This is a genomic window from Pseudoalteromonas sp. Z9A4 (assembly GCF_011378845.1).
Classification (GTDB): domain Bacteria; phylum Pseudomonadota; class Gammaproteobacteria; order Enterobacterales; family Alteromonadaceae; genus Pseudoalteromonas; species Pseudoalteromonas arctica.
In genome coordinates, this window is the sequence record NZ_WTLA01000037.1 from 1 (window position 1) to 17630 (window position 17630).

Genomic DNA, 17630 nt, shown 5'->3' on the forward strand with positions numbered 1-17630 from the left:
CTGAATATCAAGCATGAGAATGCTCCTTAAAAAAGGAGTATAAGATCATACTTTTAAGTCAAGGTAAAGTTCGTGATCTTGCCCTGACATTACATCTACTCTAAACCTTTATTAAATATATATATTCTAATTAATAACAAAGTTGTATCCTGAATAATAAGTGCTATATTTATTTCGATGATAAAACAGATATACTGTCAGTATATTAACAATAAAGGATGGGTTAATGTTTTCAGGACGACCGATTAGTAAAAGATTATTAATCTCAGTGCTTACTCATGCTATTTTTTTCATCAGTGGTATTGTATTAACTTACTTTGCCCACACTGCACATCAAGATGCTGTTAATAACAAAATAAATGAAGCTCTTAACAACCGCCTTTCTTCACTATCAACAGGCGTTACTAGCAGATTCGACTTATATAAATATGGGCTATACGGTTTAAAAGGATTTATACATGGCATTGGCGTTAATAATTTAAGCTACCAAACAATTTCTAATTACTCTAACAGTCGCAACTATGCCCAAGAGTTCCCAGGTGCGAATGGTATTGGTTTTATAAGAAAAGTGAATGCCGAAAACTTAGCCCAATTCTTAAAAACTGCAAAATACGATCGACCTAGCCAAATATTCAAACTAAATAAACTAGCTAACGAAAGTGGTGAGCACTTTATTATTCAGTATATATTTCCTGAGCAAAGTAATTCACGGGCTCTAGGACTCGATATTGCATCGGAAAGTACACGTAAAGAAGCAGCATTAAACTCTGCAATTAATAATCAAGTTCAATTATCGGCACCTATAACGTTAGTCCAAGCAGATAAAGAATCTCAACAGGGTTTTTTAATTTTATTGCCCGTTTATAACAACATTATTATTCCTACAAATAAAAGCCAACGTTTAGAGCAATTGCTTGGATGGACTTACTCTCCTTTACTCATCAACAATATTTTAAACTCACTTTCACAAGCCGATGAAAATAGATTAGTGATCAGTGATATAGGTAAAAACGCTAATGTCGATTTTTTTAGTTATGGAACTGTAAGCGAGACTGCTAGTTACCAATCAACTAAAGTGATTGAAGTTATGGGGAGAACATGGAAAATTACACTTAGTGCCTCAGATGCGTTTATTAAAACACTCCATTTACCAAATAAATACCAGGCTATTGTCAATGGTATTTTTTATACGCTTATTTGTATGTTTATAACCTTTATCGTTCAGCTATTTTTTTACCGTAGGGAACAAAGAACACAACGAAGAATCACTAAAGCTAAACAAAATAAGCATCTGCTGCAACAAACAAATTTAAAATTAGAAAAAGAAGTAAAATTACGCACTAAAGAAATTGCCGATATAAGTATGCTTCAACAAAGTATTTTAAACAGTGCCAGTTATTCAATTATTGCGACCGATATAAACGGCTTAATTACTTTATTTAATCCCGCCTCTGAAAAGTTATTAGGCTATAAAGCGCAAGATATTATTGGAATTGAGAATCCGGGCATTTTTCATTTAAAAGAAGAAATTATAAAAAAAGCTAAACAACTTAGTACTGAATTGAATAAACCCGTATCCCCTGGTTTTGAAGTGTTTATCTTAAAAGCAACGGCTACAGAGCCTGATATCAATCAGTGGACATACATTTCCTCTAAAGGTGAGCAAATACAAGTTAATATAAGTGTCACCTCTTTATTAAATAACGAAAATGAAATTGTTGGCTATTTGGGTGTAGCATACGATTTGACCGAACAAATTAATCACGAACAAGCCCTTGGGCATGCTAAAGAATTAGCTGAACAGGCATCACAAGCTAAATCTGAATTTTTAGCAAATATGAGTCACGAAATACGCACACCTATGAACGGCATACTAGGCACATTACAGTTACTGCAAGAGCAGCCACTGAATGAAAAATCAAAAGAGTATTTAAAAAAATCACTTTATTCGACCCGCTCACTCACCACTATTATTAATGATATCCTCGACTTTTCTAAAATTGAAGCTGGGAAGCTTTCATTAGAATATAAATCGTTTGACCTTTTTGAACTTATTCACCACTTAGAGTCTGATCTTGGCCTGCAAGCCAGTGATAAAAATATATATCTTAAATTTATAATTAATATTGAGCATAAGTACTGGGTAGGCGACCCAGTTAGACTCAGACAAATATTTTTAAACCTAATATCTAATGCGATTAAGTTTACGTCGCAAGGTGGCGTTACAGTAACGTTTTGGCTAACCGACGAAAACAAAATATGTTGTTGTATATCCGACACCGGAATTGGAATTTCTGAGCAAGCAATAGAGCGATTATTTGAGCGCTTTGAACAAGCAGAGCAGTCAACCACGCGTGAATATGGCGGTACAGGTCTTGGCTTACCTATTACTAAATCATTAATAGGTTTAATGAATGGCGAAATTAAAGTAACAAGCCAATTAGATTCAGGTAGTCAATTTTATGTGTACTTATCATTAAAACAAGCACAGATTGATGAAAGCACATTAATAACAAAAAATGTTGAGTTTCCTGACCTATCTGGAAAAACTATTTTATTAGCTGAAGATAATAAAATAAATCAGCTTGTTGCATCTGCGATGCTTGAGCCTACAAAAGCCACCATTATTATTGCCAACAATGGGTTAGAAGCAATCTCATTATACGAGTCACACAAGCCAGACATTATCTTTATGGACATTCAAATGCCTAAAATGGATGGTCTTCAGGCATGTAAAAAAATTAAGGCACTTAATAATGAACAAATTGTTATCGCGTTAACCGCTAATGTTTTTACAGAGCAAAAAGAAATATACAGGCAGTTATTTGATGGTTACGTTTCAAAGCCAATTGAAAAAAACGAGCTTGTAAGTATGTTATCAACACTCTATTTAGTTAATAGTTAGTCATTACAAAGGCATTAAAAAACCCAGTTACTAATACCTTTCGATATTAGTAACTGGGTTCTAAGAATAATGGTGGAGGGAGAGGGATTCGAACCCTCGTTAGGGATAAACCTAAACACACTTTCCAGGCGTGCGCCTTCAGCCACTCAGCCATCCCTCCACAGTGCTGCAATTGTGTAATGCAACAGCGCGCTATAGTATGAAATAGACCCTTAAGGTGCAAGGCATTTTTAAATTTGGGCCTTTAAATGCTTACTAATCAAGCAACACATACCTATAGGCACAAAAAAACGGCTAAATCTAAGACTTATCCGTTTTTAATTTATACTTTTAAAAGTTACTTAGCCATGCTCGCAGTAAATTCAAGCATGCGATTAAGTGACTTAAGTGCGCCTTCGCGTAAATGCATATCAACGAATACTTCTTTGCCTTTAGGGCTTATGAGGGCTTCCTCAATCGCTTTTAGGCCATTCATTGCCATCCAAGGGCAATGTGCGCAACTTTTACATGAAGCGCCCTCACCTGCCGTTGGAGCCGCAAAAAACTCTTTATCTGGGCATAGTTGCTGCATTTTATAAAAGATGCCGCGATCGGTTGCTACAATAAACTTTTTATTGTTCATTGTTTGCGCTGCTTTAATTAATTGGCTCGTAGAGCCAACCGAATCGGCAAGTGCAACAATTTCTGCTGGTGACTCAGGATGAACTAATACGCCTGCATCTGGGTGCAGTGCTTTCATATCTTTTAGGGCTTTAGTTTTAAATTCGTCATGTACGATACACGCACCATTCCACATAAGCATATCAGCACCGGTATTTTTTTGAATATAACTACCAAGGTGCTTATCTGGGCCCCAAATGATTTTTTCGCCTTGCTCATCAAGGTGCTCTACTATTTCAAGTGCACATGATGAGGTTACAATCCAATCTGCACGCGCCTTAACGGCGGTAGAGGTGTTTGCATACACAACCACTTTACGGTCAGGGTGCTCATCGCAAAACGCAGAGAACTCGTCTATCGGGCAGCCAATGTCTAACGAACACGTCGCTTCAAGCGTAGGCATAACAACCGTTTTATTTGGCGTTAAAATTTTGGCGGTTTCGCCCATAAATTTTACGCCCGCGACGATAATCATATCTGCATCGTGACGTGCGCCAAAACGCGCCATTTCTAGCGAGTCGGCAACGCAGCCGCCGGTTTCTTCAGCAAGTGCTTGAATTTCAGGATCGGTATAATAATGGGCAACAAGTACAGCATTTTTGTCTTTTAGTAATTGTTTTATACGCGCTTTATATTCGCCTTGCTCGTCTTGTGTTAACGGTGCTGGCTTAGGGGGAAATATATAACCTTCAGGCATAATAGTTTGAGCTAGACTCATGTTCTCGACCACTTATCTACAGTGCATTAATTAGGGCGAATTATACGAGAATATGAAAGCAAATAACAGCAAACTAGTAAGGCTGTTTATAAAAAATAAAGTGGGAAATTAAAAAAGAATATAAAGGAAAGTATTAGAGAGTGGTGGGTCATGATGGATTTGAACCATCGACCAATTGATTAAAAGTCAACTGCTCTACCAACTGAGCTAATGACCCGCTCTAATATAAATCTGCTTTGTAAAAAGCTGCGTAAATCCGCCGATTAATACTTTCATAGAATGGTGGGTTATGATGGATTTGAACCATCGACCAATTGATTAAAAGTCAACTGCTCTACCAACTGAGCTAATAACCCGCTCTATGCGCTTATTCAATTAAGAATGAAGCCTACGTATATCCGCCGACTGATGCCAAACCGTATCCACAAGGAATAAAGAATGGTGGGTCATGATGGATTTGAACCATCGACCAATTGATTAAAAGTCAACTGCTCTACCAACTGAGCTAATGACCCGCTCTTATATAACTTTTCATAGAATGGTGGGTTATGATGGATTTGAACCATCGACCAATTGATTAAAAGTCAACTGCTCTACCAACTGAGCTAATAACCCGCTCTATGCACTTATTCAATTATGAATGAAGCTTACGTAAATCCGCCGATTGATACCAAACCGTATTCACAAGGAATAAAGAATGGTGGGTCATGATGGATTTGAACCATCGACCAATTGATTAAAAGTCAACTGCTCTACCAACTGAGCTAATGACCCGCTCTATTGTTGCGTTTAAATGCAACTTATTACTTTACGTAAATCCGTCGATTGGAACCAATCACTATTCAAAGGAATAAAGAATGGTGGGTTATGATGGATTTGAACCATCGACCAATTGATTAAAAGTCAACTGCTCTACCAACTGAGCTAATAACCCGTTCCAGTTGCTAACTTATTTCTAAGTTAAGCCTGCGTAAATCCGCCGATTGATGCCAAACACTATTCACAAGGAATAAAGAATGGTGGGTCATGATGGATTTGAACCATCGACCAATTGATTAAAAGTCAACTGCTCTACCAACTGAGCTAATGACCCGCTCTGACGTTGCGTTTTATAACAACTTAGTATTCTACGTAAATCCGCCGATAAAAGACCATTCTAAGAATGGTGGGTTATGATGGATTTGAACCATCGACCAATTGATTAAAAGTCAACTGCTCTACCAACTGAGCTAATAACCCGCTCTTTTTGTCGCATTTCGAGTGGGGTAACCATTCGTTTGCTGCGGGCGCTTATAATACTTATTTATAAAATGAGTGCAACCGAAATTGTCTCTTTTTTTAAGTTTTTATGTCTAGATGCACAAAATTAAACCGTTTGTGCTCAAACTACATGCAAATCCAAGATTCTTCGAGAGTTTCCATGTAGTTTGCTCGCCTTAACTAGAAATTTAATCGCCAGTGAACTTTAGTTTCCTAAACGATCAGTTGCTAGTTTTGCAGCAGTTGTACTCGGGTATTGATTGATAAGATCGCTCAATATTTTCTGTGCTTGTGCTGTTGAACCTTGATCCTGTAAAAGCGTGCCTAACTTTAACATTGCATCAGGGCGTTTATTTGAATTTGGGAATTCGTTAACAACCACTTTAAAGTGCTCCACCGCTTTTACGCCGTCATTCTTAATAGTAAGCAACTGCCCTAGCCAATAATGCGCGTTAGACGCATAGACAGAATTTGGATAAGTAGTTAAAAACGTTTGAAACTCAGGAATTGCTTGATCATAGCGTTTATCTTTCATTATTAACGCGACAGCACGCTCATACGCTTCGTTTTCAGACAAATCATTGCTGTAGGTCTGTGCATCGTTTGGCTGCGTATGATTAGCTACAGGAGCTGCTGCTGGCTGTGTATAAGCTTGGCTCACGCGGTTTTCAATTTCTTGATACAGCTCACGCTGACGCTGCAGTACTTTTTCGAGCTTGTAGCTTTGCTCTTCGGTTACACCTCGAATTTGGCTTACTTCGTCTTGTAACAAGTTAAGCTGTTGCTGTAACTCAACTTGCAAAAAGTTACGCGACTGCATCATATTCTCAAGCGACGCTAATCGCTTCTCAATACTTGATTGTGAACTTGCAGCTTCTGAAACAGGAGCGGGAGCAGCCATTAACTGGGTGCTCCCGCTCAATATCATGGCTGCCAAAATGATTTTCGGCTTCATAATATCTCTTATCTTAGTAAACTAGTACCGCACGGCGGTTTTTAGCGAAAGCTGATTCAGTGCGAGACTTAACCATTGGCTTCTCTTCACCGTAGCTTACTACTGACATTTGGCTAGCTGAAACACCTAAGCTTAATAGGTATTTTTCAACTGCTTGGCCACGGTGCTCACCTAGTGCAATATTGTACTCAGGAGTACCGCGCTCATCTGCGTGGCCTTCGATTAGTACTTTAACAGATGAGTTTTGAACTAAAAACTCAGCATGTGCACGAAGTAAGTCTGCATACTTGCTTTCAACTGTTGCAGTATCAAAATCGAAGTAGATTACTTGCTCTTGACGAAGTGCTTCATATTTTTGACGAAGTTGCTCTTCGGCTTGTTGTTCTGGAGAAATTGTCGCTACTTCAACTGTATCATTGTTCATTGATTGCTCAACAACGCCTTGATTTGATTGATTTGCAGCACCTTCGTCTATATCTGAAGATGAGCTACAAGCTGCTAATGTCATTACTGGCACAGCAATTAGCAGGCCTTTAAGTATTTTGTTAAGTTGCATTGAGTAGATTCCTATTTTGAGTAAACCAGTAATATTACTGTAAGTATGGCGACCAAGCTGGTGCCTTTACTTGTCCGTCTAGCACAGGTAACCGTGCTTTAAAACGGCCGTCCATCGATACTAGCGCAAGTACCTGTTTATTATTATGAAGCGTGCTATATATAATCATCGAACCATTTGGCGCTATGCTCGGTGATTCATCTAGGCGTGTTCTTGTTAATACTTGGAACGCACCTGTAGCCAGCTCTTTCTTAGCAAGATGGTACTGCCCGTTAGTACGGTTAACCATCACTAATTCTTTTCCATCTGGAGATATAGAACCGGCAAGATTCATATCTCCATCAAAGGTGAGTCGTTGTGACCGACCTGTTTTTAAATTTAACTTATAAATCTGAGCATTACCACCCCTTTCAGATGTAAATACGATATCTTGACCATTTGGATGCCAAGATGGCTCAGTATCTATGCTACGGTGATTTGTTAAGCGTGTTTCTTTGCGTGTAGCTAAGTCAAGCATGTAGATTTCTGTTGCACCCGTTTTATCCTTAGAAAGCACTAATAATAGCCTTTTACCATCTGGTGAGAACTGCGGGGCCCCATTAATACCACGGTAACTTGCTATTATTTCGCGTTTACCGGTGTATATATCTTGAATATAAATCTGGCTTTGACGGTTTTCAAACGTTACGTACGCTAGCTTAGTACCATCTGGTGACCATGCTGGCGACATCAATGGCTCTTTTGAGCGAAGTAACACCTGCTCATTAAAACCATCATAATCAGCAACAACGAGTTGATACGGCTTAGGATCATTATCTCGTACTATTACATAAGCAATTTTAGTTAAAAATGCACCTTTCTCGCCAGTCAATTTTTCGTAAATAACATCACTGATTCGGTGCGAGTAACGGCGGAAGCCACTTTCACCAATAACACTTTCACGCGCTTCTAAAATATGACCTTGGCTTTTAATTAATTTACCATTGCTCATCATTTGTGTATTGCCACCGGTAATTTGGCCGCGAATAACATCAACCAACTCATAACGAACCAAGTAACGCCCATTAGTTTGCTGTTCAACTTCGCCGACCAATATGGCTTCAACCCCTTTATTAACCCAAGATGCGTAATCAATCTCGCCATCTTTACTTGGCTGTTGTGGCATTTGCGCTACATCTACAGGTTTAAATTTTCCGCTGCGCATTAAATCGGCAGCAATAACACTGCTTAATTCTTCAGGGATTGGACCTATACCTTGATATTTAAAAGGTACTATAGCGATAGGTCTTGCACCATCTACACCCTCAGTTATTACAATTTCAAGGGCTGCATTAGCAACACCCATAAACCCAAAAAGTAACACTAAACAGGCTGTCTTTATTTTGTTGAACATATCATTCCTTTAAAATTCTGGCTTGATTGTTAAATTGATATTCTTAAGTTGTTCGAATACGTCTTTATCTTTAGATACCGGTAATGTGTCGGCCATACGCACAGCTCTTAATGCAGCTTCACATACCAACTTGTCGCCGCCTAATGATTTAACTTGAGTCACCAAACCATTAAAGCCTAAACGAATATTGACTCGGCACTGTTGGTTTTTCATTTTTTGATCAATCAGAAGGTTTTGCTGAATACGCGCCATAATTAATGCACGGTACTTATCAACTTCGCTCACCACTTGTTGCTGACGTATTTTACTACGGGCAGCCTGCTCTTTGGCAAGTTGCTCTTGTAACATTTGCTCTTGCATTGCTTGCTGGCGTTTACGTTCTGCCTCGGCTGCACGCTCTTTAGCTTCCTCTTCACGTTTTTTACGTTCAGCTTCTGCTTTTTTAAGCGCATCTTCTTCGGTTTTACGTTTATCAGCAGCTGCTTTTGCTGCACTTTCAGCTTCTTGCTTTTGCTTCTCAGCTTGCTTAGCTTTAGCGCGCTCTTTTTGCTCGATAGCACGTGCTTTTTTAGCTTGTGCTTGCGCCTCGGCAGCTTCTTTTTCTTTAGCTTTACGCTCTAGCTCTAGCTTTTTAATATGCCTAGATTCAGATTCGCGTTGCTTACGTGCATTTGCCGCTCTGCGTTCTAAATCGCGGATACGTTTGTCTTCAGCACTTTTTTTATCTTTTTCTTTCTTTTGAAGCTCAGCAATTTTTTGCTCAACTTGCTTTTGATCAACTGTAACAGCCGACACCGCTTTATCTGGCGTAGGTATAGCCGAATTAAGCGTTACTTCCATTACTTTAGGTGCTGGCGGATGAATATTTGCAGACGCATACAAAAAACCACCAATTCCTAAATGAAGTACTATCGATTTTACTACTGAACTATTCATACAGCTACTTCCCCTCAAAGGATTCAGTCATTAATCCTACTGATGGTACGCCTGCGTTTTTCAAAAAATCCATTAGTAATAATACTTCTTGATACGACACCTTACCCGAGCCTTTGATCATGACCGGCACATCAGGGTTTTTCATTAACTGTAATTTTATAACCGCAGCTACATCAAGTGCTTCCATAGGTTCTTCAGGATCAGTACCTACGCTTACATAATATTTACCCTCTGCATCAATTGAAGCAATAATGGGCGGAGTATCTTTAGTATCAACTAAATCAGACTCTTCCATTTTAGGTAAATCAACTTTTACACCATGTGTAATAAGCGGTGCTGTTGCCATAAATATAATAAGTAATACCAACATTACATCAATGTAAGGTACTACATTAATCTCTGCGACCGGACGGCGCTTTTTACGCTGATACATTCGCTTGTGCCTCTATTTGTGTAGCTGCTTGACGGTGTAAAATATTAGCAAACTCTTCCATAAAGTTAATATAGTGAGACTCAAGCTTTTCAACACTGTTTGAAAAACGGTTATAAGCAATAACGGCCGGGATTGCCGCGAATAAGCCCATAGCAGTCGCAATAAGTGCCTCTGCAATACCAGGTGCTACCATTTGTAATGTAGCTTGCTTAACTTCACCTAGTGCAATAAAGGCATTCATAATACCCCACACTGTACCAAACAAACCGATATACGGACTAATAGAACCTACCGTTGCTAAAAACGATAAGCTAGATTCAATTTTTTCAATTTCACGAGAAAGCGCAACACGCATAGAACGGTGCGTCCCTTCCATAACAATACTCGCACTTTGAAATGTATTCTTTTTATGACGAGCAAACTCTTTAAAGCCTGAAGTAAATAAGGCTTCAATTCCTTGAGACTGACCGCTGCGTGACGATATTTCGTTATACAATTTGCTTAAATCAATACCGGACCAAAATTTTTGCTCAAATTTCTTAGCATTTGATAGTGCATCTGATATTGCTTTTTTACGCTGAAATATAATTGTCCACGACATTACAGACATGGCAACTAGCCCTAACATTACTAACTGAACAAGCAAACTTGCTTCTAAAATTAGATCTAAAAAATTAAGCCCTGATCCCACGTTAAACTCCTAAGTAATTTCAAAATACGGCAAATTGATTAATTTGTGTAAATATGACCGCTTACACGGCCAAAAGTTGCATCTAGTGTATCTACTCCATTTCAAGCTGACAACGATATTGCTATGAATAGGCAACAAAAAACGTTAAAAAACAGCTTTAGTTAGCATTACCCTTTGCTTCAGCAGTTTATTTAATCTTTTAAATAAACTCGCTAACTATAAATATGCGTAAATATATAAGTAAAACGTCATAAAATGCGTCGTTTATTCAAAATAAGAGCATAAACACTCAAAAGTTGTCAGCCCCGTCTTAATGTAATAGTAAAACTAATACCGAGCCACAATGAAAGCCATCGCTTAAGCTTTAAATTTCATAAACTTATAAACTTAACGATTAATTAACGCGCAAGATTAAAACAACAATAAAATTCACCGGATTAGTTTTTATAATCTGAAAATACAAATTTTCTAGTTTGAATAAAAAGGTGATCTTACGTATTATTCTCTCATACCGAACTAGCGCACTGAATGAGATAGCTTCATTAAGCCAAGTTCTTAGTAATATGATATTTTATCGTATTACATTGTTTTACTCTTTCTGGATAAAACCAAATTAAGTAAAACGTAGTTCCCTGGATTACTTCCTTCAACTTGTTGTTTGCCCGCATTTTTTGCGGGCTTTTTTTTGCCTGCAATTTATTACGCTACACACTATATTTATAAAATAATAATCGCTTTACTCAATCTACGATAAGTAATTCGCTTACTAGTTTGAGCGAAGGGCAGGATAGCTTCGCGAGTCTTAACGTCCTGTGAATTAACAGTTAACCATAAAGCGTATAAATTTTTAAGTAACATTTGCAACAGTGTGTTGAGGTTTTGGGTAAAATACCAACTTGTATAAATATTTGAAAGAAAGGGGTACTAAGTCAATTACCTGCTGCGCAATAAACCACAGCAAGTAATGTGTATGAGGCTAGTCTTTTTTAGGAAGTAAACCAAAGTGATGGTATGCACTGTCAGACACTATTCGCCCACGCGGAGTACGCTGAATAAATCCTTGCTGAATTAAAAATGGTTCTATCACATCTTCTATTGTTTCACGCTCTTCACCAATAGCTGCAGCAACATTGTCGAGCCCTACTGGGCCGCCCATAAATTTTTCAATTATGGCGAGTAAATATTTGCGATCCATATAATCAAAGCCACTTTTATCTACGTCAATCATATCAAGCGCTTGCTTAGCTACTTCGGCGTTTACTGTACCGTCAGATTTTACCTGTGTGTAATCGCGTACACGACGTAATAAACGGTTTGCAATACGTGGTGTACCGCGCGAGCGTTGTGCAATTTCGGTTGCGCCATTGTCACACATTTCTAAACCAAGATAATGTGCAGAGCGCCCTACTATGTGCGACAAATCTTCTACAGAATAAAACTCTAATCGCTGCACAATACCAAAACGGTCACGTAGTGGCGATGTAAGCGAGCCTGCTCGCGTAGTGGCACCAATAAGTGTAAATGCAGGTAAGTCTAATTTAATAGAACGCGCAGCTGGGCCTTCACCAATCATTATATCAAGCTGGTAGTCTTCCATTGCTGGATACAGTATTTCTTCAACTTGCGGGCTTAGCCTGTGTATTTCATCAATAAACAGTACATCGCCTTCTTCTAAATTAGTAAGTAACGCAGCTAAATCACCTGCTTTTTCAAGTACAGGGCCGGATGTTGTTTTAATACTTACGTGTAATTCGTTGGCTACAATATTTGCAAGCGTGGTTTTACCAAGCCCTGGTGGGCCAAATATTAATAAATGATCGAGCGCTTCACCACGGGTTCGGGCAGCTTCAATAAAAATTTCCATTTGCTGCTTAACATGAGGCTGGCCTCTGTAGTCGGCTAAAAGTTTTGGTCTTATTGCACGATCTATAGAGTCTTCATTTGTTTTTTCAGTCGCATCAACTAAGCGATCCGCTTCAATCATGGGTTACTCACAACATTGATTTTAAAGATTCTCTAATAAGAACCTCAGTAGACATATCGGGTTTGCTTATCGATTTTACTGCTTTTTGAGCTTGTGGCAATTTATAACCTAATGCAAGCAGTGCCGATACGGCATCATCGGCTGCGTTATTAGCTATTGTCGCATCGCTCATTGGCTCTATTACTGCGCTGTCGCTAAATGGCGTAAATAAATCATTACCCCAATCTTTTAATCTGTCTTTCATTTCGAGTACTAAACGCTCGGCTGTTTTTTTACCTACACCCGGTAATTTAACTAGCGACGTTGAGTCTTCGTTATTTACACAGCTTACAAATTGCTTTGCCGACATGCCCGATAAAATAGCTAAGCCAAGTTTTGGCCCAACGCCATTTGCTTTTAATAGCTCTCTAAACAAGGCGCGTTCAACTTTATTATTAAAACCAAATAATAATTGAGCATCTTCACGCACTACAAAGTGGGTGTAAACAATCGCGTTTTCACCAATTTTTGGTAAATCGTAAAAACAGGTCATTGGCATTTGTACTTCGTAACCGACACCACTTACTTCGAGTAATATTTCTGGTGGCTGTTTTTCGACTAAAATACCATTTAAGCGGCCTATCATAGTTATTTCCTTAAACGTCCTCTAACGATTTTGCTTGCGCTACCCGCTAGTTTAATTAAATTTTGTTCTGAGTGAGCGTGGCAAATCGCAATAGCGAGTGCATCAGCTGCATCGGCCTGTGGCGTACCTGGTAGTTTTAAAATATTTTTTACCATGTGTTGCACTTGAGTTTTATCAGCGCCACCGTTACCTACTACTGCTTGCTTAATTTGCCTAGCTGAATATTCAAATACGGGCAAGTCGGCCATTGCAGCACCTACAATAGCAGCGCCTCTAGCTTGGCCAAGCTTTAAAGCAGAATCGGGGTTATGCGCCATAAATACTTTTTCAATGGCAAAGGTTTCTGGCGAAAACTGCTCAATAAGCTGTGTAATGCCTTGATAGATCATTTTAAGCCTAACCGGAAAAGGATGATCGGCTAACTTAATACAACCACTGCCTAAGTATGTAAATTTAGAACCTTGGTGGGCAACAACGCCATATCCGGTCAAACGTGAACCAGGATCGATCCCTAAAATAATGGCCAAACAGCACTCCATTGTTATTATTTTTAAATTACGCTAATAATGCCAGAGCACTGTATAAATTACCAGTACAAAGAAAAACAAAAATGCCCACGTGTTAGGTGGGCATTTGAAGGAGCATGTTAGTTTAAGCTTACCCTAGTGCACGCACTAATCCTTGGGTATTTTGTTTAAGTGTTCGGGCAATCATTAAATAGCCTAAACCAGCCACAAATACACCGCCAGCTACCGGACCAATAATCCATATATGCGGATGTAACTTACCTGCTAAATCAAACATTTGTTGCTGCACAATTAAAAGCGCTATATCACTAAAAAATGCAGCAACTAAGCCAGCTAAACCGCCGAGTAATAAAAACTCGTACAAGGTCGCGTTTTTAATTAATCGGCTTTTAGCGCCAAGTGTTCGCAGTATTACAATTTCTTGCATACGCTCACCTAAACTAGCTTGCACTTGCGATATAAGTACAAGCGCGCCACACAGCACAACAATTGCAAGTACAAAGCCAATGGCGAGTGATACTTGCGAAATAGTTGTTTGTATTTGCTTAACAAAGTTATCAATATCAATCGCTGTAATAGTAGGGTAAGTACGCAATAACTGGCTAAAGTCACGCTTTTGATCTGGGTTTATACGTACCGACGAAATATACGTCGCCGGAAAATCTGCAAGTACATCTGGGCTTAAAATAATAAAAAAGTTAGGTTTAAGCGTGGCCCAATTAACTTTGCGCACACTGGTAATTTTAGCGTCGAATGACTGCGGACCAATTAAAAATGTAAGCGTATCGCCTATCTCAACATCTAAACGCTCAAGCATCGACTCCTCTACTGAGGCTTCAGCCATCGCATTTTCACCAAACCACGTGCCTTGTGTTACTTCATTCTGGTCAGGCACATCTTTAAGCCATGTAAGGTTTAGCTCACGGCCAATACCTGCACGTGCTTCTTCATCTTTTTTCTCGTTGTCTTGCAGCGATACAGAACGTGCTACCAACTCGCCGTTTACCGCATTTACGCGCCCACGAATAGTGGGATAAAACTCTGATACTTGAATATCTTTTTGAGCTAAATATTCATTAATTGGCTCAAGCTCATTTTGCGTAATATTAACTAAAAACGCATTAGGCGCATCGGCAGGAAGTTGCGACTGCCAATCAGATATCATGTCGTTTTTAAGTACCACTAAAAACAGCAGTAATTTAATCGCTAACGAAAAACTAATTAACTGTACCGCGTTCACATTTGCACGCTTTTGAATAGATGCAATTGCAAGCGACCAACTGTTACCTGGTTTTAAGCCAAGCTTTCGACCGCCACCAAATATTAATTTAGATATCAAAAACAACACACCAATTAGAGCAAGTGTTGATATAAACAAAATAAGCGTTATTTTTATGTTGTTACTGAATAACCACATTAATAAAAACACGGTTAGCGCACTCATTCCTAAATGCACACGACTTACTGCCAATTTGTCACCTAAGTTACGGCGCAGCACTCTAAGCGGTGGAATATCAAATAAATCAAATAACGGTTTAATAGAAAACATAACGGCACAAATTACGCCAGTGCTTATAGCCACCAGCCAAGGTTTAAAGCCACCCAAAGGTAGCTCTGTGCCCATACTTTTTGATAAGTAACTTGTTGCTATTTCTTGCAAGCCATAACCAATTAACAGCCCAATACTTACCGCCATTGCACACACAAGCAATAAATGCAGCATGTATATTTTGCGGATCATTGAGCGGCTACCGCCTAGCGTTTTCATCATCGCTACTGGATCGTATTGGCGTTCACAATAACGTTTTGCTGAAACGGCTATAGCCACTGCGGCTAAAATAATACCTAATAGGCCGGCAAGTAATAAAAAGCTCTCTGCACGGTTTAAACTATTTGAAATAGGTGATTGACGGTCTTTAACGCCGTACCATTGTTGGTTTTCTTTCATTTGTGGTTTAAGCCACTCGTAAAAGCTATTTATATCGGCCTCACTACCTGCATAAAGTTGGCGATAATAAACACGACTACCTGGCTGCACAACTTCGGTTTTTGCCACATCGTCAATATTAATAAGCACGCGGCGGCTGCTTGAAAATACATTAAATGGCGCATCGGGCTCTTCTACAATAACTTTTGAAACATTAAATAATGCAGCACCAAGCTCTACTTGCGCGCCTATATCAATATTTAAACTGTAAAATACTGATTCACTTAGCCACACATTACCAGGCGTTGGTCCGCTATTAGCAACCTTAGTTTCACCTGTTAAGGTATCTTTAACTTTTAACTGCCCTTTTAACGGGTACGCATTAGATGCCGCTTTTACTGAGCTAAACTGCATTTCATCATCGGCAAACAACATAGTGTCGAAGTACACCATTTGCGCCGTTTTTAAATTTTGGCTCTGTGCTTTAGTAATAAAAGCAGTGTCGAGAACATGATCGCTTGCAAGTACACGGTCTGCTGCAATAAAAGCACTGCTTTTTTGCGCAATACTTTGCCCTATTCGCTCAGTAACCATAGACAGTGTAAGCACGGTTAAAACAGCAAGGGCGATAGCTGCGCTTATAACTGTTAGCTCACCACGGCGAAATTCTCGCGAAAATAACTTAAGCGCTAACTTAACCCACATTAGCAACGTCCTCTACTTGGCTTTTTACCAGTAAGCCCGCTTCTATTTGAATAATGTGCTCACATTTTTGTGCAAGCCCTTCATCGTGAGTAACCAAAATAAGCGTAGTGCCGTGTTGCGTGTTTAAATCAAATAATAACGATTCAATCATTTTACCGTTTTTGCTGTCTAAATTAGCCGAAGGCTCATCAGCAAACAATATTTTAGGCGTACCAATAAATGCTCGCGCAATAGCAACACGTTGTTGCTCACCACCAGAGAGTTGCGACGGGTAATGATCAATTCGATGGCTCAAGCCTACTTTTTCAAGTAATGCAATTGCTTGCTCTTTTGCATCACTTTCGCCAGCAAGTTCTGCTGGTAGCATAACGTTTTCTAGTGCAGTTAAGCTTTGTACTAACATGAACGATTGAAACACAAATCCAATTTTAGCCGCGCGCAGTGCAGCGCGCTCTTCTTCATCTAAATTGTGTAATGGCTCGCCATCTAAAAATATTTCGCCGCTGCTTGCGGTATCCAACCCTGCTAATAAACTGAGTAACGTTGATTTACCAGAGCCCGACGTGCCAACAATAGCAACAGACTCGCCATGCTTGACATTAAAGCTGATGTCGCTGAGGATGGGCAGCTCACCTTCAAAGGTAGAGACTACTTTAGACAAACCATTAACCTGAATTATATTTAATTGAGAAAGCGCTGACATATGACTCATTCAATCCTTCGTTTAGTATTCATTTTGTTTTTAGTTATCAAACCGCTGAGCGCAGCAGCCGACAACACGATTTTAATACTCGGTGACAGTTTAAGCGCAGCCTACGGACTTCAACAAGAAGAAGGCTGGGTAAAATTGTTACAAGATAAATACGATGACGAACACGCCGACATTGAACTTATCAACGCCAGTATTAGTGGCGAAACATCTGGTGGAGCCCTACGCCGTTTAGATGCATTGCTTGAGCAATACGAACCCACTCATGTACTTATTGAGCTAGGTGCTAACGACGGTTTACGTGGTTTTCCAGTCAAAAAAATGCAAACTAACTTAACGTCTCTTATTCAAAAAAGCCAAGCAGCTAATGCGATGACCGCCTTAATGGAGATTTACATTCCCCCTAATTACGGCCCGCGTTACAGTAAAATGTTTACTGACACTTTTTCGCGCGTTAGCGAAGAAACAAATGCGCATTTAATGAACTTTTTTATGCTCGATGTTGCTGGTCAACCTGAGCTAATGCAAAACGATAGTTTACACCCTAACAAAAAAGCTCAGCCATTAATACGAGATGAGATGTATGACTCGATCAAAAAGTGGTTAAATAAAGACTAGCCAATTAGTACACCGCAAGAGTGCTTTT

Annotated in this window: 14 protein-coding genes and 9 tRNA genes; 2 read left to right on the forward strand and 21 right to left on the reverse strand. The window is 39.2% G+C overall.

Annotated elements, in window-relative coordinates; translation table 11 throughout:
- Positions 1-226: 226 nt before the first annotated feature.
- A complete protein-coding gene (locus GQR54_RS18005) occupies positions 227-2905 on the forward strand; it encodes a CHASE domain-containing protein (RefSeq protein ID WP_166379427.1) in 2679 nt (892 codons plus the stop codon).
- Between the two features lie 70 nt (positions 2906-2975).
- Here the strand turns inward: GQR54_RS18005 and GQR54_RS18010 are convergent.
- From GQR54_RS18010 to GQR54_RS18110, 21 genes are all read right to left on the reverse strand, one after another.
- A tRNA-Ser gene (locus GQR54_RS18010) sits at positions 2976-3065 on the reverse strand.
- A 177-nt stretch (positions 3066-3242) separates the two neighbouring features.
- Positions 3243-4283: a quinolinate synthase NadA gene (gene nadA / locus GQR54_RS18015; RefSeq protein WP_166379429.1), complete on the reverse strand. Its 1041-nt coding sequence runs from the start codon at positions 4281-4283 to the stop codon at positions 3243-3245.
- 141 nt (positions 4284-4424) lie between these two features.
- Positions 4425-4500: transfer RNA gene (locus tag GQR54_RS18020), tRNA-Lys, on the reverse strand.
- Between the two features lie 63 nt (positions 4501-4563).
- Positions 4564-4639 (reverse strand) — tRNA-Lys (locus GQR54_RS18025).
- An 83-nt stretch (positions 4640-4722) separates the two neighbouring features.
- Positions 4723-4798: transfer RNA gene (locus tag GQR54_RS18030), tRNA-Lys, on the reverse strand.
- Between the two features lie 24 nt (positions 4799-4822).
- A tRNA-Lys gene (locus GQR54_RS18035) sits at positions 4823-4898 on the reverse strand.
- 83 nt (positions 4899-4981) lie between these two features.
- Positions 4982-5057, reverse strand: a tRNA-Lys gene (locus GQR54_RS18040).
- An 84-nt stretch (positions 5058-5141) separates the two neighbouring features.
- Positions 5142-5217, reverse strand: a tRNA-Lys gene (locus tag GQR54_RS18045).
- Positions 5218-5300: 83 nt separating this feature from the next.
- A tRNA-Lys gene (locus tag GQR54_RS18050) sits at positions 5301-5376 on the reverse strand.
- 70 nt (positions 5377-5446) lie between these two features.
- Positions 5447-5522: transfer RNA gene (locus tag GQR54_RS18055), tRNA-Lys, on the reverse strand.
- A 226-nt stretch (positions 5523-5748) separates the two neighbouring features.
- The gene (gene ybgF, locus GQR54_RS18060) at positions 5749-6498 is read right to left on the reverse strand and encodes a tol-pal system protein YbgF (protein ID WP_166379431.1); all 750 of its coding nucleotides are present in this window, start codon (positions 6496-6498) and stop codon (positions 5749-5751) included.
- Between the two features lie 13 nt (positions 6499-6511).
- Positions 6512-7054, reverse strand: coding sequence for a peptidoglycan-associated lipoprotein Pal (gene pal / locus GQR54_RS18065; RefSeq protein ID WP_166379433.1), 543 nt, complete (start codon positions 7052-7054; stop codon positions 6512-6514).
- A 34-nt stretch (positions 7055-7088) separates the two neighbouring features.
- Positions 7089-8447, reverse strand: coding sequence for a Tol-Pal system beta propeller repeat protein TolB (gene tolB, locus GQR54_RS18070; protein ID WP_166379435.1), 1359 nt, complete (start codon positions 8445-8447; stop codon positions 7089-7091).
- A gap of 9 nt (positions 8448-8456) precedes the next feature.
- Positions 8457-9383, reverse strand: coding sequence for a cell envelope integrity protein TolA (tolA, locus tag GQR54_RS18075; RefSeq protein ID WP_166379437.1), 927 nt, complete (start codon positions 9381-9383; stop codon positions 8457-8459).
- A gap of 4 nt (positions 9384-9387) precedes the next feature.
- Positions 9388-9816, reverse strand: coding sequence for a protein TolR (tolR, locus tag GQR54_RS18080; protein ID WP_007580386.1), 429 nt, complete (start codon positions 9814-9816; stop codon positions 9388-9390).
- Positions 9803-10507 carry a protein TolQ gene (gene tolQ / locus GQR54_RS18085; protein WP_007580384.1) on the reverse strand — a complete coding sequence of 235 codons (705 nt, stop codon included), beginning with the start codon at positions 10505-10507 and terminating at the stop codon, positions 9803-9805. The genes tolR and tolQ overlap by 14 nt, the downstream gene beginning before the upstream one ends.
- A gap of 976 nt (positions 10508-11483) precedes the next feature.
- Complete coding sequence (gene ruvB / locus GQR54_RS18090; RefSeq protein ID WP_166379439.1) at positions 11484-12491, reverse strand: Holliday junction branch migration DNA helicase RuvB; 1008 nt, start codon at positions 12489-12491, stop codon at positions 11484-11486.
- Between the two features lie 7 nt (positions 12492-12498).
- Positions 12499-13116 carry a Holliday junction branch migration protein RuvA gene (gene ruvA, locus GQR54_RS18095; RefSeq protein WP_002960647.1) on the reverse strand — a complete coding sequence of 206 codons (618 nt, stop codon included), beginning with the start codon at positions 13114-13116 and terminating at the stop codon, positions 12499-12501.
- Between the two features lie 2 nt (positions 13117-13118).
- Entirely contained in the window at positions 13119-13643 is a 525-nt protein-coding gene (gene ruvC, locus GQR54_RS18100; protein ID WP_024612128.1) for a crossover junction endodeoxyribonuclease RuvC, read from the reverse strand.
- Between the two features lie 130 nt (positions 13644-13773).
- The gene (locus GQR54_RS18105) at positions 13774-16275 is read right to left on the reverse strand and encodes an FtsX-like permease family protein (protein ID WP_166379441.1); all 2502 of its coding nucleotides are present in this window, start codon (positions 16273-16275) and stop codon (positions 13774-13776) included.
- Positions 16265-16978 carry an ABC transporter ATP-binding protein gene (locus tag GQR54_RS18110; RefSeq protein WP_008137049.1) on the reverse strand — a complete coding sequence of 238 codons (714 nt, stop codon included), beginning with the start codon at positions 16976-16978 and terminating at the stop codon, positions 16265-16267. The genes GQR54_RS18105 and GQR54_RS18110 overlap by 11 nt, the downstream gene beginning before the upstream one ends.
- On the opposite strand from GQR54_RS18110, the gene GQR54_RS18115 reads away from it, so the two are divergent.
- Entirely contained in the window at positions 16979-17602 is a 624-nt protein-coding gene (locus GQR54_RS18115) for an arylesterase (protein ID WP_101217503.1), read from the forward strand.
- Positions 17603-17630 lie beyond the last annotated feature (28 nt).

Bases quoted from the DNA above. Each gene is read 5' to 3' on its own strand.
- GQR54_RS18105 (WP_166379441.1), bottom strand. From the start codon at position 16,275: ATGTGGGTTAAGTTAGCGCTTAAGTTATTTTCGCGAGAATTTCGCCGT.
- nadA (WP_166379429.1), bottom strand. From the start codon at position 4,283: ATGAGTCTAGCTCAAACTATTATGCCTGAAGGTTATATATTTCCCCCT.
- ybgF (WP_166379431.1), bottom strand. From the start codon at position 6,498: ATGAAGCCGAAAATCATTTTGGCAGCCATGATATTGAGCGGGAGCACC.
- ruvA (WP_002960647.1), bottom strand. From the start codon at position 13,116: ATGATAGGCCGCTTAAATGGTATTTTAGTCGAAAAACAGCCACCAGAA.
- tolA (WP_166379437.1), bottom strand. From the start codon at position 9,383: ATGAATAGTTCAGTAGTAAAATCGATAGTACTTCATTTAGGAATTGGT.
- tolR (WP_007580386.1), bottom strand. From the start codon at position 9,816: ATGTATCAGCGTAAAAAGCGCCGTCCGGTCGCAGAGATTAATGTAGTA.
- ruvB (WP_166379439.1), bottom strand. From the start codon at position 12,491: ATGATTGAAGCGGATCGCTTAGTTGATGCGACTGAAAAAACAAATGAA.
- pal (WP_166379433.1), bottom strand. From the start codon at position 7,054: ATGCAACTTAACAAAATACTTAAAGGCCTGCTAATTGCTGTGCCAGTA.
- tolB (WP_166379435.1), bottom strand. From the start codon at position 8,447: ATGTTCAACAAAATAAAGACAGCCTGTTTAGTGTTACTTTTTGGGTTT.
- GQR54_RS18110 (WP_008137049.1), bottom strand. From the start codon at position 16,978: ATGTCAGCGCTTTCTCAATTAAATATAATTCAGGTTAATGGTTTGTCT.
- GQR54_RS18115 (WP_101217503.1), top strand. From the start codon at position 16,979: ATGACTCATTCAATCCTTCGTTTAGTATTCATTTTGTTTTTAGTTATC.
- GQR54_RS18005 (WP_166379427.1), top strand. From the start codon at position 227: ATGTTTTCAGGACGACCGATTAGTAAAAGATTATTAATCTCAGTGCTT.